Raw genomic sequence first — 19,153 nt, 5'->3', positions numbered from 1 at the left:
GAAGCCCCGTTTGGATGTTTAACCAAGAATCAGACAACCATGCGCCGGCTTCACCGATGAAACACCCCATGCCAGTCCAACTTCATAGCGAACCTGGCGATACTGACGATACAGGGCAATCTGGAACGTAATTCCTGAGATCGGGTCCGTAACATTCATTACATCATCAGCATTATCGCCACCTTCCGGCATTGCCGGGGTACGGGACGCCAGCAGAAATGCGTTGCGATCAAACGCCATATTTGCAGTAAAGGAGCCGACAACCGTGATTACAGTATCATCGGCCAGATCCTGACGCAGTCCAGGCGCTGCAAGAGTAATCAGATTGCTGGTCGCTGCTGCCACAACATACTGATTCGGATCGCCAGCGAACGTAACAATCTGACCTGCCGAAATACTCCCCGAACCAGTATCAATGGAAATAAGAACATCGCCTTCTTTTTTCTCGCCATTCACGAGATAACCAGTTGCAGCAACCTTCGGCGCTCGTTTTACACCTGCCGAACTGTGAATATTGAATCCCTCCAGACGCCCTAACACGCCCTCACGCAGTAGCTGTTCAGTGCCGGATTCATTCACTTTAAACAATACAGACTGTTTTCCGCGCAAATTCGCAATGGCAGTGGAGCCAAGCACCATCTGCAGATCGGTTGTCGGTGCGCCGTTATCCTCCAGAACCTGGCGAGCCAAAGCAGCATCAGAAAGATCATCTTTAACACCAAACGGCGTTGTCCCTGCAGTTCCCACGGCGCGGGAAGTACCGAAATACAGCGCACCAAGATCAGCCTCAACCTCGTTTGCAAGGGCGCGAAAAGCCTGCTTAAACTGATCAGCCAGAATGGTGTTGTAAGTCCCGGAAGGGCCAAGAGCCAGTTGTTCTTCACCATTCCATTTAACCGGTGCCATTTTGGATTTAGTTATTTTTACATCAACAGTACCAATATTTTGATCACCGGTATTCGGAGCTGACGGCCCCGGTACGATATCTTCGGTTTTCGCCTCAGGTGCAACTGGCGCGGTTACCGTCTGATCTTTTGCTGCGGCGTCAGCTTTTGCGTTTTTTGCTACAGCAGGGATAAAACCTACCTGCTCACGGGATACAACATCCAGGGCGGTATAAATAGTCGGGATCAACCCGGTCAGGGTATTTCCAGCCATAATTAAATATTCCTTAAAAATTTGCTTAATTTTTCAATGGATTGAGTAGTGAGCTATCCAGCCCTGACACCAGCTCCCATCCGGAAGCTGGCAAATGTATTAATCAACGATTGTGATACCGTCTTTCAGTGCATTTTGCTTACCTGCAACATCCAGTGCATCGAAAGCAGAGCGTTTCATCGTTTTCTGACCAATATCATGCTGTGTCGGACGAGAGCCGCCGCCATTGTTACCACTGGCTTTCAGGATATAGTCTTTCTGAGGGTAATTTTCGACGAGGAACTCCAGCGCCTCATCAAACTGCGCCAGTTCGCCTGGCTTCGAGCGGGAATAAATTTTGTTGCCGGAAGCGTCATAGGCAACTATCTTCCCTTCTTCCACTTTGAATGCCTGTCCGAAGCGGGCTTGTAATAAATCTGCCGGGATCGCAATTTTATCGGCAATATATTTTGACCCCGCAAAACTACCGCCAATCATGGAATCGTAAAGCTGCTTCTCCAGCATCTGAGAGCGTTGCTTTTCTTCGTCTAATTGCTGCTGAAAGTTTTTCGTAATATCTGCCTTTACCTGGTCAACCTGTCCCGCATCGATCAGCTTTTTCTGGTCGATTTTTGACAGCATTTCCAGTGCCTCGATTGCCTTCTTCGGGTCTTCGATAGCGGCAAACTTAGCCAGTTTTTCCTCTGCAGCTTCTGTAGCCAGGCGATGATTTTTTGCCTCGCCATTAAGCTCTGTAATTTTTTTTGTCGCCAGCGGTGCATCGAAGCCGATTTCTTTACCATCGTCGTGCACATAAACTGGAAGGCCAGCAGTATCAATTTCTGCGTATTGTTTTCCGTTAATCTCGACCGTTTTCAGTTTCATATTAGTACCTGGTTTAAGTCTTCCGACAGTTACGCTGCTCACCATCCGGATCGCAGCAAAAAAAAAGCCACCCGAAGGTAGCCTGTTGTAATAAATGATTTATTTAAATCCCTGCGTTTCTGAATGCCTGAGCATCACGCTCCCGGAGTTGCTTCAGTGTCAACCATTCGCCTTTATCGGTGTAAAATTCATCTGGCGACATACCGCCATCCCGAATCAGCTTTGCCCGGTTTTCCCCCACAATCTGTTTTTGTCTGGTGTAAGGCTGGCGCAAAAACCATTCCCTGTAGGTTGTATCTCCGGCTACCACGCCATCCATGCTGGCCCGCTCAGCCGGGGGAATATCACGAACATCAATACCCAGTTCCTTCGCTGATTTCAGAATGAACGTTTCCGTTGAGCGGCAGCAGAAATGAATTTTTCCCGGTCCCTGCAAATAAGGTACGCTGTGACCTACAGGTTTATTATCCAGCGTATATTTGAGGCGATCCCTGATTCGACATTGTGGCGTAGTACGATTATCAAGCGTTGATAACCATTGCTTACCCTTAATCAAATCATTATTCGCGCTGGCAAAACTCTCACGGGCAGTAGCAGCAAGATGTCCAACCGCTGTTTTTGCAATGCTGGCCGCATTAGCCCGACTCATCTGCAATGCACCATCCTGAAATCCCTTACTGACATGTCCCCGAATTTTTCTTGCGATCTGCTCATTGGTATCACCCAGCAAAAAACCCTGACGTACCGTATTTGTAATGCGTCTGAGCCGATCCGCCTCAAGATCTGAGGCCCACTCACTGAGCAGTCGCCCCTGGAATGGTCGCGCCATTGCAGCGGCATAAAGTGCATCTGGTGAGATACCAACCAGCGGATGAACATCAGCAACAAAATCAGGTAGCAGAGAATCAAACAGACTTAACTGATAACCTGCCTCATAAATTGCCAGCTCGTTCAGCTCTCCGGAGAGACTGGTAAACATGCTGTTAATAGCCGCACGGTTAACCTCTCTGACACTCGTCAGAAGTGATTCCAGGCGCGTAACGGTGAAACTACCTGGATCGAGGCTGTCCAGTGCAACCAGCAGCCGAGCTGTAAGCTCCGCATCGCTGTCGTTCAGAGTTTTCACCATTCTGGCAGCCACACCAGTGCTATAGCGAGATATCCAGACTGCATGAGCAATTGATTCATCACGCAGCCGTTCATTCACTGTTTGCATCATTGATATCCATCAGCGTTACGCCCTGGTTTTTTAATTCGTCGATCACTTCCTCTGGACGGGAATCCTGATCGATAAATTTCAACGCCTGCAACACCCGAACCGCATCAATCTGACGTATATCACCGCCCTGACGCAATGACTGAACAGCCAGCGCGGAGGATGAGTCAAACACCTGGGCAGATACATCCAGTTCAGTCCGCACATCCACATTGCCGCCGCAACTCTCGCCGATCCACTCCGCCATTATCTGGAGAATATTATCAAGGGCATCTTCGAGGGAGTTCGCCATTGTATAAAGCGGCGAGTTTTCCTGCATCCGCTCTTCATTGGTCTGATCAACAGATTTGGTGGATGTGTTTTCAGCACGCAGAAGTTTAGCGCCGGCATGACGCATCTGATTTTCCAGCTTCTCCAGTGATGTTTCGCCAGATTCTATCGCTGCGCCACTATGTTCAACATATTCGAGGCCATTTTTTGTTCTGTCCTCAAAAATCGTAGCGGTGGATGCACCAACCGTCAGTTCTTCATTCCTGTCCAGCCCGTAGGCCACCAGCAATGGAACGCGGGCAACATGAAGAATATTGTCCTGCTCACTCTGGCTTTGCCAGTGCTTGATATTCAACAAGCCAAGATTAAGCAATGGCGGTGTACCACGCATAAAGCCTGTTTTCTTTGTATACAGTGTTACCAGGGGAATATCATCACGGCTGGTATTCCATGACTCGTGAAGGGTCCAGACAGATTCGCCATTAGTACCTTCGCTGCGTCGATAAATTTCAACGCAACGGGGCATAATATGGCGGATCTGCTCCACCTTCTTCTGCCCGAAATCATCACCATCAACAATGATGATCTCTTTTATACGCAAATCAGTGAGAACGACTTTCCCTTTTTCAACTTTCGATTTCCATCCAATAACCTGGCGTGGATTCAACATCGTAACGTATGGACGACCACCAGCCGCATTTTCATCGGCTTTTGTCCGGATCTCGTTCACATCCGTTCGTGGATAATCCACCAGCGCATGTGCCACACCATACTGAAATGCGAGGCTGAAAAATTGCTGCGCCCACACATCCAGTCGGCTCCCCTCCATGTCGATATTTTCTGCATATTCCCTGATTTTTTCCGGCGTTTCCTCACTCAATACTGTCGGCTCTGCAAATATGCGCCCAATATTTTGCTTAATGCTTTCTTCATACACAGGAAGTAGCGTAGCCACGGACAGGCGTTTTTTATAAGCGTCTTCATCTTCGTTAGGCCATTTTGGGAGATAATTTTCTCCCTGCCTGCGCATTTCAAGCGTACCGCCCATCAGTGCGTCGTTAATATCCCACGCCTCCAGCATATCGTTATAGTCGAGGTTGGGTGTTGATATATCAGCCATAATTAAATCCGAAGTGATGTGACTCTTCCGGTCGGTTTGACAATAGGGAATTGTTTAACGATGAAATAACCTCCTGCATCATTCGGGTGATCGTTGCCAGATTTTTTATCAGGCTCCCCCTTATCATCCCAGACCTGTTGCTCCAGAGATTCGGCATATACCGGACAACGCTTCACATTAACTTTATAGCGACGCTCGCCATTGGCATTGCAGAACATTGCATTCATTGAGTTAACGCGATCTTTTACTGGCGGGTTCGAACTGTTCACCACAACGTTAAAACCGGCCTGTTTAAGCTGAGCAATATCCGTCGCACTTGCATTATTTGATTTTCGGGAATCCCCGGAGGCATCAGGATAAATATAAATTTCTCTCACCTTCCGGTAATCATTTCCGTCATACAGCCAGAAGCGTTCTTTAATGATACGGATCATATCCGGCGTATCGTAGGCATTGATGATTTCAGTTACCGCACATGGAAGACCCAAACGCAGCACATGGACGATCCCCGCCATCTTTCCAACGTTAAAATCCATCCCGATATAAATCGGCTCCCCAGGCTGCTCCACTTCTTCGCAATTATTCAGTTGCCGGTCAAACTGATGGTAAACAGTACCACTTGTCAGGTTCGTAAACTGTCCACGAAGATAGGCTTTAATCAGCTCTGGAGGGTATGATTCAAGAAGCGAAGGAATGTAATCTGCTGGCAGGTTCTTTTCATTATCGAAAGTAGATGCCTGCACCAGACCATACAGTGAGGACAACTCTGTTTTTTCACGCACGGCTTTAACAAACTGCTCGTAGACAAATTTGAATCCTTCTGGCGTGGTTGTAACGTCAATACCGTTGCGAAGTCCATCAACCTTATAACGCATACGCGCAATTATCTTGCGCCACGCAGTTCTGGCTTTTTCCTTCGGCAAAATGTCCAGTTCATCCACCAGCGCATTACCAATTTTGAAACCGACGATCGTTTGCGGCTTCTCCATCGATCTGCAGATGGTGGTTCCCCGATACTGGCGTCCGTAATAAAAATGAACCTCTTTATTTCCCTCATTAATTTTTACGTTCAATCCCCAGTCAGCAGCAACTTCTTCCACTGTAGGGTAAAAAATATCGCGAATTTGGGGATACGTTGGCGCAAAATATCCCTGATTTATACCAGGATGCTCCCAAATCCCCTTGCATATGCCGCCACACCCCACCCATGTTTTGCCCGAGCCAAAACCAGCAATATAGGCTTTAAATTTATGAGGCATGGAAAGAAATCGCGCCTGAGGCACATTAAGCGTCGGAGAGATCATCTTCATCACTCCTTACCCTGGCATCAACTACATTAATATTGATCGCCACAGGCAGGGGATGTTCATTACCCTCCACCGTTTCGATCTCTTTGCGCAGCTTCTGGTTTTCCATTCTGCGCCGCTCAATTTCCAGTTCCTGTAGCCGCTTATCTGCACATAATGCCCCGCCAGCAGAAAGCAAACGCAACAATTCACGCCGGGCGGCAGCTTTATTCTCCTGCAGGATCTCAACACCGAATTTTCCGAGCTTTGCCCCTGCATATAATTGCCGTACATCCCCATCAAGCAGAGTGGTATCGGCCATATAAAGCTGCCCTGTTCCCTCACCGCAGCACTTCGGGCAGTCCGAATTGGGTATGGCGTTATCAACAAACCCGAGGCCACCATACTCAGGTTCAGGTTTGCCATCTCTGGAGGCCTGTGCCGCTGCCTTGTCGAATTCTGCTATATCGCGCCACTGGTAGAGGTGATTCTCGCCCCAGCAATAACGGCAGTTAACACGGCGAAATTGCGCCAACTGATTGGGGTCGGCCTGAACAATGGCCATCAACTGACTCACCAGTAAATCCAGGTCTGCGGTATAGCGTTTCTGGTACTGATTGCGGAACCATGAGATAGCCCGATAAACCTTAACATTTCTTAACAGGCGGGAAGCTGCGGCACTTGCTACGTTTCCCGTCCCCTCGTAACCCGCCAGGCGGTATGCATCGATAAGGTTTTTACCCTGGGCAACCAGCATGGCGAATTTTGCCTGCTGGTCAGAAATGCCGAATTCATCGGGACAGAATGAAATCTCCTCCGCGCCACTCTTAATCAGGAAGGCATCGGATACCGTCTTTTTTTTCTGAGATTTTCTGTTCCGCTTTTGCGCAGTCTGCGCAGATTTTTTCTGCGCACTTTTTTGCGCAGTTTTGCGCACTTCTGTCTGCGCATTTTTCGGAGGTTTTTTGATGTAACGACGGGCTGTTGCGTAATTCAGTCCCCTTGCTTCACACCATGCAACCGGAGATATACCGGAACGGGTGTATTCAGCAATATATTCCTGCTGCAACGCCCCCCAGTCCGGTCTGTTCATCAGTTAGTCCTGATTTTTATCCACCCTTAGTAACTCACGCAGAGCAAAGGCATCCCCTTTTCTGGCAAGCTTAAACAATGCGGCTCGTAGCTCGGCTTCACCTTTCGCTCTTCCCTTACGGATGGATGCGTAAAAATTTGTCATTGCTTCCCGATTTTCTTTCAGTCGGTTCAGATCAACATCCAGAACATCAGCGATTTGTTGTGCGGTCATCCGGCACGCAGCCAAAGACTCGACTTTCGAATACGGAATCATTTGTCACCCCCATTGGTATGCAGGGTGTCTTCTTCCTGTATTTTTCGTTAAGGATTTTTACTGCAGCGTTGTTCCAGGTGACCTGATGGTGAATGCGTTTATGGCTGGCCCCCATCAGTGAGATTTTTACGCACGAGGGCGCATACATGACGGAGTAAAAACTTTTAACGTAGGTTCCGGAATCCAGATACAGCTCGGTCATTCCGCCGCTGTTTTTCTGCGTCTGTTTCTGTCCCAACTGGACAGCACCAATCGTCATAAACAATTCACCACGGCGACCGAGATTCGTGTAAGTATTCACATCCTCGTTAATGCGCCCCATGAATGAGAACGGTCGCTCAACCGAACAGATAAAGCTGTTCATTGCCTTGCGTTTCACCCATGAAGCATGGCCGCCATTGTCACCAAGAAAATCCCCGCCCTGCGACATAGCGATGGAAAGCGCAGGAATTGATTCGTAATACGCCAGCATTTCAGAAAGGATTGCGTCCAGTTTCCTTATCGGAAAATAGGCCTGGTCATAGTTGTGATCCACCCGAAACTGGAACTCATGATAATCATCATCGAACTGAATGAAGTATTTACACCTGACCTGTTTTGCCAGGTCGAAGCAGGCATTACGTGCGTAAAAAATTGAGCGACGGTCACCGAAATTATCGGCTTCGTCAAAACGACTGGCGATATCGGCTTTAGAAAACACCAACACCTGTTTACCAAATTCAGCTATGTACTGATGCCGGGTTTTATCTTCATCATCAACGACGATAAAAATTTTACCGGTATAGCCAGCTCGACGTAATGTCCGGTAAGTCAGAACTTTGTCCGGTCGCCCGTGAGTCAGAATAAAGGCGCAAAAATCATCACGCATATTCCTCCTCCCCGCCGTGCATGATCTCCACCATGCGTTGCGTCATCCGGACAAATCCATTTTCAATGGCCTGCTGATAATCAATGATCACCAGCGCCGACTCCTCAAAAAGGTGCTGAATTTCAGCGGGGGCGTGAGCGTAATAGTCCGCAATTCTGCTGAAATCAAACACCGTGTGACGCTCTGCTGCACACAGGAGGAATTTTTCGATATCAGGATCAAGGGACGCCGCACGTATCCGGCTGACCAGCTCCTGAGTTTTCGTATCGTCGTACAGTTCGCCGATATCCGGTTTATCGCCTGACGGCTCATAAACAGGCGTATCAATTTTCGTCGTGTACGGCTCCTCCTCAGTTCCGGTGCCCGGCAAAACTTCCATCAACAGTTCGTCAATTTCTGTTGGGCTGAATCCTGTCAGGGAGATATCAAAATCAGCATTGATTAACTCTGAAAGTTCCATCCGTAACAGCTCTTCATCCCAGCCAGCGTTAAGCGGCAGACGATTATCTGCCAGGCGATACGCCTTTTTCTGATCCTCCTTCAGGCCAGACAAAACAATGACCGGAACGGAATCCATTTTGAGCACTTCAGCCGCCATAACGCGACCGTGACCAGCAATAATTTCGCCTTTTTCGTCAATCAGCACTGGATTAGTCCAGCCAAATTGCTTAATGCTTTCTACCAGTTGAGCCACCTGCTCAGGGCCGTGGGTCCTGGCGTTATGCGCATATGGAGACAGTTTTTGTAACGGGCGATAGACGATCTTCAATTTCTCGCTCATACAGCCTCACTTTATGAATAAAAAAGCTCACCATCAGCCAGTGCGCTGGGTGCGCGGCGGGTGCTGTTAGTGAGCCTGGCATTATCGCAGCCCCTCGCTGAAGGGCTGCTGTAATGCAAGTTACTTGCGAACCAGACGAACGTCCTTACCGTTAGTTTCAATACGTGAATACTGCGGTTTGCTGTCAATGAGTACGGTGAGCACTCGGTCGCCGGTAGGTTTCCACATAGTTTTCTCCGGATTTAAATCAGGAACGTGTCAATGTTATTCAGGACGGGGCAAACTTAATAACATCAAATACAGAATAAAATTGAATGAAACAAAAACTAAAACACCAATGACTATTATGGTGCCAATTCAATTGCCCATACATGATTCGGAGTATATGCTTCACTCGCACATAGATTTACCCTTACGTTAGAAAGAACTGCAGCCATTGCTATTTTTCTCATTTCATTACTTAGATAGTTATCAGGGTAATACTGCCCCCCCGGAATAAACCATGTTTTTCCTGCTGAGCTTGATATATAAATTCCCTTACTGTCCTTATTTACATCAGACGAGATATTTACCAACTGAACACTCTGTACAAGTTTTGCCGTAGTAGAACCACAATTATCCTTAAAATTCTTACTTACATCAGCATATGTTGGTAGTGATGCAATATTTAAGACAATAAACAATAACGCAATTAACTTTTTAAAGTTCATCTTTATTTTCATTATATTGTAAATCATCCTCGATACTTTGTAAGATCATCAGAGAAGAGCGAATCCGCATAAATCTTTTAAAAGCAAACAAATCATTTTTAGATATTCTATTCGTATAAGAATCGCAGGCATCTAAAATTCGAACCATGTAATCATGTTCGCATGCAGCAGGAGCAAATGCACTCCACGGCAGCTCTCGCCATGCGGCAAAACCGTCTGGAAATCCTGCGAGATGATAGCCATCATGATTAGGAGCAACCGATAAGCCTTGAAATAAATCTCTTCTATAATGCCTGTTTCGCTGCATTCCCCCTTCTATCACGCCAAAAGATACTCTATACCAGCCTATAATTTGTGATAAGGGAATCCCACCTAATGCAGCAAATTCGTTTTCACTGGGATATGGACTATACCGTCCTAACACACCATTCACATCAAATAAATTTGGTGCTGGTGCGACTACATATATGTAATATTCATTATAACTGCCAAGCAGATTCTGCCCTATTAAATGAGCCTGTCTCAGCGTAGTAGTAGTAGATACATACCCATCATTATATCTGGTGTTCCCCGTTACAGTTCCGCGAGCATGATCATACAGATTGATGTTAATTGGTGTTCCGCGCTCATAAGCCTCTTGCTGACCTCGAGGCAAAAGTCCTCCAGCTTGTCTTATTTCACTAGGTGTTCTGGTGTCTGCTCTAAAAAAATCATTTGCTGAGACAGAAAATGATATAAAAACAAAAAACAACAATAAATGTTTAATCATTTTAATTTTTCACAAGCTCACATCCATTTTAAAATATATTATTAAAATTTATAATGCGCTTAACCTTGTCTTATATCCAGCTAAACAATGACGCGTTGTTTCAGCCAGCCGTAGACAAACGACTCGTTAGCTTCTCGTTTCTCTGCCAACGCAAGGTAACGCTCCCCCTGCGTACAGTTCAGGGCTTTCACCAGTGCCAGTTCACCATCCCTGCCACGTTTCGACAGATAGGCGCGTAACGCATTAAGGGTGCGGGACCCAATACGACCATCGACATCCATATCCGGATATAGCGTCCCCTTTTGATTAAACACATTCAGCCAGCGCTGAAGCATTTTTGATGCTACCGACGGCCCCATGTTTACGCCGGTATCACACAGTTCTGCAGCAATATCCGTAGACAGGTTTGCCACCTGGTCAAAACGAGGTCCATACCAGTAGTCCGCCTCAAGGATTTCAAGCGCCTTCCCGCGCGTCAAGTCATACATTTGGCCCTGATACCCGTGCGCCCGGGCAACTTTCTCAGTAATTCCCCACTTTGTCGGCCCACCTTTATCATCAGGATGGTTAACGTAACCTCCCTCTTTTCCCAGAACTTCGTCAAAAATTTCATCTTTCGACTTCATATCAGTGCCTTCGTAATGAAAAGAGTTTCGAGACGTTTCCGCGTGCGCATATCACCAGCACACAAAACAGCAGATTGGCCCCCACCACCAGCCAGTTAGCCGGTAACGGATGACCATAAAGATGACGGAGTGGTGCAAAGGCATAAAACAGCATCAGCAGCCAGGCCAGCCATGAGATCAGCGGTTTATATGTGGCGTCTTTCCGGCGGTAGAAAAAAAGTGTCAGCACGATAATTGTGCATAACGCCACATTCAGTATTCCGGGAAGGTTACCTGACATTGCCACCTCCTCCGCCCCTCAGGCGGGATAACAAACCGGATACCAGTGATGCAATATCCTGCTGGTGAATAAACGACAGAATCTTTACCGATACCACGGAGACCAGCACCGCACACAGCGCATCCGCCGAAGTACTGTCATAACCTGTTTTCACCGCAATCCAGGCTGACAGCACACGAGCTCCCAGTACGCCGACAATGAACGACACCAGAAAATGTGCCGCAACCCGCCAGGCTGAAAGCGCCTGCGGCATTGTTGCCACAAATAACGCCCCCGCGAACGCGCCGAACACAATCCCGAAATCCGTCCCGGTAAACAGCCCGAATACCGTCGCCCCACCGAGCGCCGCAGCCGTACCGGAACCGGATAAGGGTTCAGACATACTTTTACTCCTGTTAATAAAAAGGTTATTAGCCGTCCTATTTGTTATCTCATTCTTTTCGATATTTTTATCTGCTTGTAGTACCCGAACAGGTTAATCAATACCGGTCCGCTGCCAGAGCATATGCTTACGCAACCAGCTTAAAAGAAAGCAAACATCAATGAACTCACGGAATACCAAAGATGCTTGCTTTGAGCTCTAATAAAGATGATTAAAGAAATGTTTGCATATGTGGTTGGCAAGCTATTAACAATAAAACTACAAGGTTAATTCCTCAACAGCAAAATAAAAACATTCCACCATCATGAACAAAACAATATTTAATTATTTGTTCGCGGCCCCATGCAATAATCATGTGAACTGCAAGTACTGATAGAAATGAGCTCATTAGAAGAGAATGCACTTTTGAAATCCGTATCACTCCAAACATTCTCCTTATAGTAAACCCTTAACTCTTCACCTGTTGCGTAGTAATACTTTGCCATTTCTAGCATGTTGTCAAATCCCTGTTTGTGATGCCCATAGACATCTACTTTACATATACTATGAACCGGCAATTGAGCATTGTCTCGTTTTATTCCGATACAAAAGAATCGACTTTCTTTTCCTCCTGAATTATATACACCAAGAGTCAGATTGTTAATCTGAACGTTACTTAAATATGTATTATAATCAGCCATCCCAGCATGGCTAACACCAGAGATCAACGACATAAAAAACAGTGCAATTTTAATTTTTCGCTTCATAAAACCTCGCATAATCATATCTATCTCACAGGCTGATTTAGTTAAATAAAATCTATACGTAAAATCACGCCCAATATTAAAACCAATGTTGAAACGACATTACTTAAATAATTCTTTTAGCACGGTACGAGCATCATAAAACTCTGGTTCGTAGTAAGTGGACCGTTTATTTAAGCCATCTCTTCTTACTCCCTTCAATGCAAAGCAAGCACTAATGAGACTTCCAAAAGCATTGATTCTTTCTCGAACAGATACAGCCGGCACAACCAGATCAGGTATAACCCCCGGATTTACAAATGTTGATCCAGGGACATATCTGGCATTAGAGGTCCCTCGTCCATCAGATACGCTACTATTGAATCTGTCATATGTTAACTCTACGGCTTCAACAATATTCTCGCTAGGGATATGTTCTATAGCGACAATTTCATTTTGTTCTCGCATCATGATCTGTTCAAAACCAGTAAAGGTAACGCCGCGTTGAGTTAAATAATTAACCGATGGTCTTATAGAATGAAAAATATTATTTGCTCTGATGCGATAACGGTACAATGTGCCGTGGAACCCCGAGCTTGAATAATATTGCCTAGCTATATTATAAGTTTCAATTAAACTAGTTGTCGTAGCAATAAAAGCACTGTCCCGGCTTCCTGCTGCACATGAGTCACCTCTTAAATGCTGCTGTAAATTCCTGTTAGTACCATGAGATCTAAATCCGTCTCGAAAAATTTCGTCAGGTGGGCGAGAATCTACTCGATAAACAAAGTCTGTAGCATTAGCATACCACGAGAAAGTAATCAGGAAGAATATGATAATTTTAAACACAATATTTCACCTCTTATTGAAACATCACAACGCTATTTCCAGCAGGTAAATACAAATAAAAAGGTTAATTAGAGGATTGCAAACTTCTCAGGTGAATTACTGCACCAGTTTAATTATCTATAAATATATGGAAAAGCCTACAAAAGCTAACAATGCCGAAACATGAAACACCTCAATCAGATAAAAATCCCTGAGTTGATTCACGAATCATTCAACAGAATAAGCCAGCATAAGAAAATAGAAATTGTTAATTTCTAGTATTCATTCTATATTTATGGATAAAAAAACCCGCTCGGTGGCGGGTTCTTTTAAATTTGATTTTCTTTATCCACCTCGCGATACAGCTTTGCGAAGCGTATCAGAATTAGAGCAGTTTTTGCGTAAAAAATCAAGCTATTTTCTGAGCAAATGATACTCGCATGGGAATGTATAAAGAATACTCAGCAACAGCTAACCAATTAGCAATTCGCTTTTCGCATGTACTGAAACTCCACTCTGGATGTGCGTTATTTAGCAATTGAGCCATTTTGCGCTTTGTCATCCCCCGTCCTTCATACCGTTGTCGGAGTACGTGAATCAATCCTGGATGCTCTGCCAACACTTCACTAATCACCCGATCAATGCATAACGCCTCTGCATCAGTACAGTGGGATAGCCAGCTTTTCTGCTTACCGTTAATCAGCTCCCGAAAAAATTCCTCCAGTTCAGGTTTATCAATCCCCGCTTTTTTCATTTTGCGCAAGGCTTCATTGATAGCTGTTTGTGTTATTTTTTTTGACACCAGCAACTGGTTGAACATATTCCCTGACCTGCCGCAGCCAATATACGACCAGCGTCCCCACATGCGTAACTTTCCCTGAATCCACACACTTTCCAGTGTTGCGAGACGGAGATGTTCCCCGCTTTTTCCGATATTTGTTGGGTAAATCATAAATATCCCTCATTTCTCCAGATTTCTTGCGTGCGAAAAACACCTTCTGCATGCATCAGGTGCAATTCTTCTTTGGTGTAATCGCTGGTTTTTACCCGCCCATCGATTAGATCGTGACATGAGTTACAGGCAATCGCTGCCTGCATATCGTGTGGTTTTATCGCCATTCCACACGTCCCCGCCAGCCTGTAGTGCGCCAGCACAGATGTTTCAGGATTGTGATTGCAGTAACCGGGGATTCTGACTGTACACATATGGCCTTTAGCCGCTTTACGCAAATCCACCATTACGCAAACTCCAGCAGCTGCGCAGCAACATTTTCGAATTGTTCCGGAGAGGAAAATTTACGGAACAGGATCCAGTTCCAAAGCACATTCAGTACGGATTTATAAACCTGCTGAAACTCGGTATCGTCCATATTTGCAAACGCGATAGATCTTGCCCTGCGTCCACGGCTACCGTCCGGATAAAAATGCTCGGTGTAAAATCCGGCCTCAATAGTTACCCATTCACGGAAAGCATCAAATGACTTTAGCAATGCCGTATCACAGGTTCTGCGTATCGCAATGGTATTCAGATATTGTTCTGCGGCATCACTCAGGGCTGGCGTATGTTCCCGGCCGACCGAGTCACACAGATAATCAACGAAACCGGACACAAGTTTTCGTTCACGAGAGGTGATCGCCCCACCGACAGGAGTCCAATAATCGAATCCGAGTTGCAGGAGTTTGAAAAAACGCTTGTGAAATGCGTAGTTACGAACGCGCTTAAAATCAGCGTGTATCCACTCACCTATTTTTATTTGATGCAAGAATTCGCAACTCTCCGGTGTTGCCGGGAGCAGTAATCCAGAAGAGGTATGTTTGATCAGTTGTATATGTGCCATCGGCTTTCTCCGGTGGCACGGTGTTACTCAGCAGGGGGTCAACCCTGCGCTGAATTGTAGATGAGTTCAATCGTCTTCAAAAGCAGAAAAGCCAGCTTTTAATCCAATTTCTTTTAATGTCCGTAATGATGTGACAAATTCATCTTCACGCAACATAAATCCGTCCGTCACATGCCCATTCAAGAGATATATTAACATAGCCCCACTAGGCTGTTGCAAAGCCCGTGAGCAATGAATGCAGTAACAACTAATAATTTCCCCATTTTCAACGCGCACAGCATAGAGACCATCTTTATTAAAAATTTTGCGCAACTTCTTGAAATCCATAAATAGAAATTTTCCAGATTAATAGCGTTCCCCTGAAGGGTCCATCCCTCTTCTCCCTGCGCGCTAACTAAGCAAACACGATTCTATTTACAACAGTCAGTCCCTCAAGACTTACGGCTAAAAGAGTACACAAAAAGCTAATTTATCCACCACAACAAAAAACCCGCCGAAGCGGGTAAGTACGGGTGCGTTGAGGATGCCTGACACATCAGAGGTGGCGGGGGATTTCTCCCCCGCCGGGTCTCTTACTCCTCAGGTTCGTAAGCTGTGAAGACAGCGACCTCCGTCTGGCCGGTTCGGATTCGTACCTCGCAGAGGTCTTTCCTCGTTACCAGTGCCGTCACAACGACGGTTAAACAGATGACGATCAGGGCGATTAACATCGCCTTTTGCTGCTTCATAGCCTGCTTCTCCTTGACCTTTTGGTCGGTAAGAGGCTAATCTACGTATGCAAAGCATAGATGTGGCCTCAGATTAATGTTAAGCGTCTTGCCGGACGCGTAATGTTAACTGGGGCTTTTCTCTATCTGCCTTTGGTGTTCATGCCCGAGGCAGACAGCCTCAAGCACCCGCAGCTATTCTACTTAACTCCCGTTACCTCGCCAATATGAAATCAATCAGAAAGGTGATCCATAAGAGCAATAGCAAGACCATAGATTGCCATTACAGCCGCTATAGTTTCTCTGATTTATTCTGTGGAAATGGGACACAACACCCCGTCACCACCACCACTTCCTTAAATGCGCTGAGTCAGACACAAGCCAACATTTTAGTCCGCTTTGAGCGAAGAGCGGACATTGATGCCCCCACAGGCTTTGAAAATATTCAATATAATCACTCCTTGAGTATAAGTTATGTAGCGGAGGAATACATCCGCTACTTTTTAATGTTATGACAGTAATTAATATTTGAATCTTTTGTTTGGTATGATTTTCAGTTTTTTTGCTAAAGCCGTTAACTTTCTTAAGCGCCACTTAAGGGTGGACTCAGTTAATCCTTCCCCTGCAATACCTTTAAAAATTTCATAACAAGGCTGACCAGCGTGTATTGCTTTCCAGAAATCCTCATAGCCGTCATCAAGTATTTGAGCTGTAAGTGCCTCATTAAGCTCTTCAATATTAGATACTGCTAAGTGCCCATCGACTAAAACACCAGCATTATTTAAATCAGATTTTGCTTTAAGCGCTTCTTTTCCAGTAGGCTCTTTACCGTTCAGTATCAAGCTGGTAACTTCAATCATTTTAGCGTGAGATGTTACAGGGAAGAAAAGCCCTTTATTTCCTGCCCTTAAGCCCGAAATTTTCTTAAGATTTCCTAACTCAGCTGTTGCATCATTATGCGACACATCTGAGGCAATAATGCGACCTTCCCCATCAATTTCTATAATTTTTAGGGCAAGTAACCATGACTTTAAAATCGTAGAGTATAATCCCCATGTTTTCTCTGATGCCTCAATAAAAGGATAAGACTCAGAAAAATACGTGGGTATATCGCTCTCGAAAACTTTTTCTCCAGAAAGAATTTTTTTAAGTAAAGTCTCGACGAGTTGATTGTCTAAAATTTTTCGGCGTAGATAACCAGCAAGGGTTCCTTGAGAATATATATCCCTAACATTGGTTGGAATTATCCATTCACCACTTTTAACTGCATCAAGCAAGTCTAAATTCCGCAATTCCTTAACGAGATTAAATGCGTAACCTTCCCTTACATTTAGATTTTCCGTTATTTTTGTAATTGTCAGCTTTCTCATTGTTATCAGTTTATGAAACTGGGATATAACAGAGCTTGGATACATTCTATAAATAACCAGCAGTCTAAATTCAGGAAGCTTTTGGTAGACAAGATATTCTTTGAAAACATCGTTATAAGTATCGTAGGTAGAACCACTCAAGCGTACCAATCTGTAAGCTGTTAACTTATCGAGGACTTTTACAAGCATTGGGTCTTCGTCAAATTGGTATTGAAGCTCATTGAAATCTGCTGGTAGCTTAGCTGCAATCTTAACTAGATAATCTTTTTCAATCTCATCCAAACCTTCAAGCTCTTCTTCAAAAAGGTCGTTCAGTTTTAAGCCCGCACTGATTAAATCCCTCTGAGAGTCACCTTTTCGAGTGAGTTTTAAAACATGAGCTATCGTTCTCTTTAAAAGCCAAGGAAAACCCTGCGCAAATTCAATAATATAGGGTAGTATTTCTTTACTGAGAATATTAGAGTTATTTTCATTTATTTTTTCTAAAAGAAGTATTGATTCTTTGTTTTCAAAATCCGGAAGAGTAAAGCTTTTCGATAGCTGATTAATTCTATTAAGAGAAACTTTACTGTTGTCATAGGTTGTTAGCTGATCATTTTTACGCGCAAACACTATGTATACACCACCACGAAGCTTTGTTATTGAGTTCGCAATGTATTCATAGCAATCGAAAATGTCAGGATTCGAGAATGTAGATTCAAATTGGTCAACAAAGAAAACTGCCTTTTGGCCATTTAGTGAAAGTTGCAAGTCTTTCAGTTGTTCATCAAGTTCTATAAAATTAGTCGCAATAATGCTGCTTTGGGTAAACCTCTGAACAAGATAAAAAACATCATATATTGTTTTTACATCCCTTGAGTCATGTAATTCAGTAATAACCCCATCCATTGAGAGCTTGTTTTCTAAAAAGGATACAAGAGAGCTTTTTCCTACTCCAGAGCGACTTTTTATCTGAAGAACATGTGGTAGCTCATTATGTTTGATGTGAGAAAGAAGTTCACCTATGAATTCAGTCCTGCCAACGAACACAGTTGGCCCTGCAGGTAGCCTATAGTCAGCCCATTCAGTCCCAACAGTTAATCCTCGAACTATTTCACGCTTTACTTGAGGCATTTCGTCAACTATTTTTTTCTTGCTAGGCATAATGAAATCCAAACCAGCAAGTTCTGAAATCCCTATTTTTAAATTTTCCAAAAATCTTTCATCATCAATTTGGCTGCCACTTTTATTGAATACCACAAAATTTGATGGCGTTCCTGAATTTACCTCTTTTAAAATAAATAACTTATACAACCCCGTATCAGTCTTGAGAATGTTTGGGGCCACAAGGTCATAACCTTTAATTTCCTTATGTAGAGATGTTTCAGTCGGCAAATGCAAAGTCGCAGTTATTTGGTTATAAAGTTCCTTTCCTACCTTTGTCGTTAACCCCATATTTTCGACAGTTCGAAAATAATCTTCCGCCTCCGGTGTTAATGGTGATAATGACAGAAATAATCCATGCACCTTTTTTTCCAGAAGACCTAGCGGCAAAAGCTTTCCAACGAACGCAGCAACTGTTTGTCCACTCATGCTTTTGCTGTGTGCTTTAGCTTCGCCAATAATCTTTTGGCCAGTTGCTCTAGAGAATCCTTCAATGTCGTACTCTAAACTAGATTCTTTTTTCCTTAACTCAATGTCGTATCCAGAGCCTTCCAAGTATTCTTTTAACAACTCTTCAAAAAGTAACCCCTTGTAATAACTAGTGTTTTTTTCAGTTTGTTCAGAGTGAAAAAATAAAAACATTAAACAACTCCATGTAACTATTATTGATGAGTTATAACGCTCATTAAATTGGTCAAACCGCACTTAAAACGTGGCTTCCCCATACTAGAAAATCTACTATAAAGAGGATTACATTGCATCTTTAAATTTTAGAGATTTATAAGTGAGACTAATAATCTCGCACTGTATAATCGCAGGGTAACACATCTTTCAAGCGCCTAGGTGCTCAGATATAAGCCAGATATT

General features: G+C 44.5%; 21 protein-coding genes and 1 pseudogene. All 22 read right to left on the bottom strand.

What is annotated here, in order from left to right:
• Nucleotides 1-18: 18 nt before the first annotated feature.
• On the bottom strand, nt 19-1,158 hold the full coding sequence (locus AACU19_RS21985; RefSeq protein ID WP_001406946.1) for a P22 phage major capsid protein family protein: 1,140 nt from the start codon (nt 1,156-1,158) through the stop codon (nt 19-21).
• 99 nt (nt 1,159-1,257) lie between these two features.
• Nucleotides 1,258-2,022 (bottom strand): DUF6651 domain-containing protein, encoded by a 765-nt coding sequence (locus tag AACU19_RS21980; RefSeq protein ID WP_105278534.1) that lies wholly within the window; start codon nt 2,020-2,022, stop codon nt 1,258-1,260.
• Between the two features lie 103 nt (nt 2,023-2,125).
• On the bottom strand, nt 2,126-3,238 hold the full coding sequence (locus AACU19_RS21975; protein ID WP_001406945.1) for a phage minor head protein: 1,113 nt from the start codon (nt 3,236-3,238) through the stop codon (nt 2,126-2,128).
• Complete coding sequence (locus tag AACU19_RS21970; protein ID WP_001406944.1) at nt 3,222-4,628, bottom strand: DUF4055 domain-containing protein; 1,407 nt, start codon at nt 4,626-4,628, stop codon at nt 3,222-3,224. The genes AACU19_RS21975 and AACU19_RS21970 overlap by 17 nt, the downstream gene beginning before the upstream one ends.
• Before the next feature lie 2 nt (nt 4,629-4,630).
• Nucleotides 4,631-5,932: a terminase large subunit domain-containing protein gene (locus tag AACU19_RS21965; RefSeq protein WP_001406943.1), complete on the bottom strand. Its 1,302-nt coding sequence runs from the start codon at nt 5,930-5,932 to the stop codon at nt 4,631-4,633.
• Nucleotides 5,913-7,007: a terminase small subunit gene (locus AACU19_RS21960; RefSeq protein WP_105278533.1), complete on the bottom strand. Its 1,095-nt coding sequence runs from the start codon at nt 7,005-7,007 to the stop codon at nt 5,913-5,915. Before AACU19_RS21960 ends, AACU19_RS21965 begins: the two co-directional genes overlap by 20 nt.
• 3 nt (nt 7,008-7,010) lie before the next feature.
• Nucleotides 7,011-7,220 carry a hypothetical protein gene (locus tag AACU19_RS21955; RefSeq protein WP_000126790.1) on the bottom strand — a complete coding sequence of 70 codons (210 nt, stop codon included), beginning with the start codon at nt 7,218-7,220 and terminating at the stop codon, nt 7,011-7,013.
• Nucleotides 7,198-8,130: a GREB1-related protein gene (locus AACU19_RS21950; RefSeq protein WP_105278532.1), complete on the bottom strand. Its 933-nt coding sequence runs from the start codon at nt 8,128-8,130 to the stop codon at nt 7,198-7,200. Before AACU19_RS21950 ends, AACU19_RS21955 begins: the two co-directional genes overlap by 23 nt.
• Nucleotides 8,131-8,653: 523 nt before the next feature.
• Nucleotides 8,654-8,911: pseudogene (locus AACU19_RS23780) on the bottom strand (ParB/Srx family N-terminal domain-containing protein); the annotation flags it as partial.
• Between the two features lie 344 nt (nt 8,912-9,255).
• Nucleotides 9,256-9,621: a Heat-labile enterotoxin IIA, B chain gene (locus tag AACU19_RS21940; protein ID WP_105278530.1), complete on the bottom strand. Its 366-nt coding sequence runs from the start codon at nt 9,619-9,621 to the stop codon at nt 9,256-9,258.
• Complete coding sequence (locus tag AACU19_RS21935) at nt 9,611-10,390, bottom strand: enterotoxin A family protein (RefSeq protein ID WP_096837708.1); 780 nt, start codon at nt 10,388-10,390, stop codon at nt 9,611-9,613. The genes AACU19_RS21940 and AACU19_RS21935 overlap by 11 nt, the downstream gene beginning before the upstream one ends.
• Before the next feature lie 80 nt (nt 10,391-10,470).
• Nucleotides 10,471-11,016 (bottom strand): glycoside hydrolase family 108 protein, encoded by a 546-nt coding sequence (locus tag AACU19_RS21930; RefSeq protein WP_105278529.1) that lies wholly within the window; start codon nt 11,014-11,016, stop codon nt 10,471-10,473.
• A 1-nt stretch (nt 11,017) separates the two neighbouring features.
• Complete coding sequence (locus tag AACU19_RS21925; protein ID WP_001406935.1) at nt 11,018-11,296, bottom strand: phage holin family protein; 279 nt, start codon at nt 11,294-11,296, stop codon at nt 11,018-11,020.
• A complete protein-coding gene (locus AACU19_RS21920) occupies nt 11,286-11,678 on the bottom strand; it encodes a putative holin (protein ID WP_001406934.1) in 393 nt (130 codons plus the stop codon). Before AACU19_RS21920 ends, AACU19_RS21925 begins: the two co-directional genes overlap by 11 nt.
• Before the next feature lie 320 nt (nt 11,679-11,998).
• Nucleotides 11,999-12,424 carry a subtilase family AB5 toxin binding subunit gene (locus AACU19_RS21915; protein ID WP_105278539.1) on the bottom strand — a complete coding sequence of 142 codons (426 nt, stop codon included), beginning with the start codon at nt 12,422-12,424 and terminating at the stop codon, nt 11,999-12,001.
• A 99-nt stretch (nt 12,425-12,523) separates the two neighbouring features.
• Nucleotides 12,524-13,249 (bottom strand): scabin-related ADP-ribosyltransferase, encoded by a 726-nt coding sequence (locus AACU19_RS21910; protein WP_001406932.1) that lies wholly within the window; start codon nt 13,247-13,249, stop codon nt 12,524-12,526.
• Nucleotides 13,250-13,637: 388 nt separating this feature from the next.
• Nucleotides 13,638-14,180 carry a DUF1133 family protein gene (locus AACU19_RS21905; RefSeq protein ID WP_001406931.1) on the bottom strand — a complete coding sequence of 181 codons (543 nt, stop codon included), beginning with the start codon at nt 14,178-14,180 and terminating at the stop codon, nt 13,638-13,640.
• Nucleotides 14,177-14,467, bottom strand: coding sequence for a DUF1364 domain-containing protein (locus AACU19_RS21900; RefSeq protein WP_001406930.1), 291 nt, complete (start codon nt 14,465-14,467; stop codon nt 14,177-14,179). The genes AACU19_RS21905 and AACU19_RS21900 overlap by 4 nt, the downstream gene beginning before the upstream one ends.
• Nucleotides 14,467-15,066 (bottom strand): DUF1367 family protein, encoded by a 600-nt coding sequence (locus tag AACU19_RS21895; RefSeq protein ID WP_032218043.1) that lies wholly within the window; start codon nt 15,064-15,066, stop codon nt 14,467-14,469. The genes AACU19_RS21900 and AACU19_RS21895 overlap by 1 nt, the downstream gene beginning before the upstream one ends.
• Nucleotides 15,067-15,132: 66 nt before the next feature.
• The gene (locus AACU19_RS21890) at nt 15,133-15,393 is read right to left on the bottom strand and encodes a hypothetical protein (protein WP_032218041.1); all 261 of its coding nucleotides are present in this window, start codon (nt 15,391-15,393) and stop codon (nt 15,133-15,135) included.
• 245 nt (nt 15,394-15,638) lie between these two features.
• Nucleotides 15,639-15,794 carry a type I toxin-antitoxin system toxin HokD gene (hokD, locus tag AACU19_RS21885; protein WP_001406927.1) on the bottom strand — a complete coding sequence of 52 codons (156 nt, stop codon included), beginning with the start codon at nt 15,792-15,794 and terminating at the stop codon, nt 15,639-15,641.
• 500 nt (nt 15,795-16,294) lie between these two features.
• Entirely contained in the window at nt 16,295-18,928 is a 2,634-nt protein-coding gene (locus AACU19_RS21880) for an nSTAND1 domain-containing NTPase (protein ID WP_105278528.1), read from the bottom strand.
• Between the last annotated feature and the right edge of the window lie 225 nt (nt 18,929-19,153).

Source organism: Escherichia sp. MOD1-EC4550 (genome assembly GCF_963876935.1).
In the GTDB taxonomy this organism is placed as follows: domain Bacteria; phylum Pseudomonadota; class Gammaproteobacteria; order Enterobacterales; family Enterobacteriaceae; genus Escherichia; species Escherichia coli_F.
Note: the sequence above shows the minus strand (reverse complement) of the source record. Positions and strands in the feature narration are given on the sequence as shown.

Bases quoted from the DNA above. Each gene is read 5' to 3' on its own strand.
- hokD (WP_001406927.1), bottom strand. From the start codon at position 15,794: ATGAAGCAGCAAAAGGCGATGTTAATCGCCCTGATCGTCATCTGTTTA.
- AACU19_RS21930 (WP_105278529.1), bottom strand. From the start codon at position 11,016: ATGAAGTCGAAAGATGAAATTTTTGACGAAGTTCTGGGAAAAGAGGGA.
- AACU19_RS21970 (WP_001406944.1), bottom strand. From the start codon at position 4,628: ATGGCTGATATATCAACACCCAACCTCGACTATAACGATATGCTGGAG.
- AACU19_RS21925 (WP_001406935.1), bottom strand. From the start codon at position 11,296: ATGTCAGGTAACCTTCCCGGAATACTGAATGTGGCGTTATGCACAATT.
- AACU19_RS21935 (WP_096837708.1), bottom strand. From the start codon at position 10,390: ATGATTAAACATTTATTGTTGTTTTTTGTTTTTATATCATTTTCTGTC.
- AACU19_RS21900 (WP_001406930.1), bottom strand. From the start codon at position 14,467: ATGGTGGATTTGCGTAAAGCGGCTAAAGGCCATATGTGTACAGTCAGA.
- AACU19_RS21955 (WP_000126790.1), bottom strand. From the start codon at position 7,220: ATGACCGCACAACAAATCGCTGATGTTCTGGATGTTGATCTGAACCGA.
- AACU19_RS21890 (WP_032218041.1), bottom strand. From the start codon at position 15,393: ATGGATTTCAAGAAGTTGCGCAAAATTTTTAATAAAGATGGTCTCTAT.
- AACU19_RS21920 (WP_001406934.1), bottom strand. From the start codon at position 11,678: ATGTCTGAACCCTTATCCGGTTCCGGTACGGCTGCGGCGCTCGGTGGG.
- AACU19_RS21975 (WP_001406945.1), bottom strand. From the start codon at position 3,238: ATGCAAACAGTGAATGAACGGCTGCGTGATGAATCAATTGCTCATGCA.
- AACU19_RS21905 (WP_001406931.1), bottom strand. From the start codon at position 14,180: ATGATTTACCCAACAAATATCGGAAAAAGCGGGGAACATCTCCGTCTC.
- AACU19_RS21950 (WP_105278532.1), bottom strand. From the start codon at position 8,130: ATGCGTGATGATTTTTGCGCCTTTATTCTGACTCACGGGCGACCGGAC.
- AACU19_RS21960 (WP_105278533.1), bottom strand. From the start codon at position 7,007: ATGAACAGACCGGACTGGGGGGCGTTGCAGCAGGAATATATTGCTGAA.
- AACU19_RS21985 (WP_001406946.1), bottom strand. From the start codon at position 1,158: ATGGCTGGAAATACCCTGACCGGGTTGATCCCGACTATTTATACCGCC.
- AACU19_RS21980 (WP_105278534.1), bottom strand. From the start codon at position 2,022: ATGAAACTGAAAACGGTCGAGATTAACGGAAAACAATACGCAGAAATT.
- AACU19_RS21880 (WP_105278528.1), bottom strand. From the start codon at position 18,928: ATGTTTTTATTTTTTCACTCTGAACAAACTGAAAAAAACACTAGTTAT.
- AACU19_RS21965 (WP_001406943.1), bottom strand. From the start codon at position 5,932: ATGATCTCTCCGACGCTTAATGTGCCTCAGGCGCGATTTCTTTCCATG.
- AACU19_RS21940 (WP_105278530.1), bottom strand. From the start codon at position 9,621: ATGAACTTTAAAAAGTTAATTGCGTTATTGTTTATTGTCTTAAATATT.
- AACU19_RS21895 (WP_032218043.1), bottom strand. From the start codon at position 15,066: ATGGCACATATACAACTGATCAAACATACCTCTTCTGGATTACTGCTC.
- AACU19_RS21915 (WP_105278539.1), bottom strand. From the start codon at position 12,424: ATGAAGCGAAAAATTAAAATTGCACTGTTTTTTATGTCGTTGATCTCT.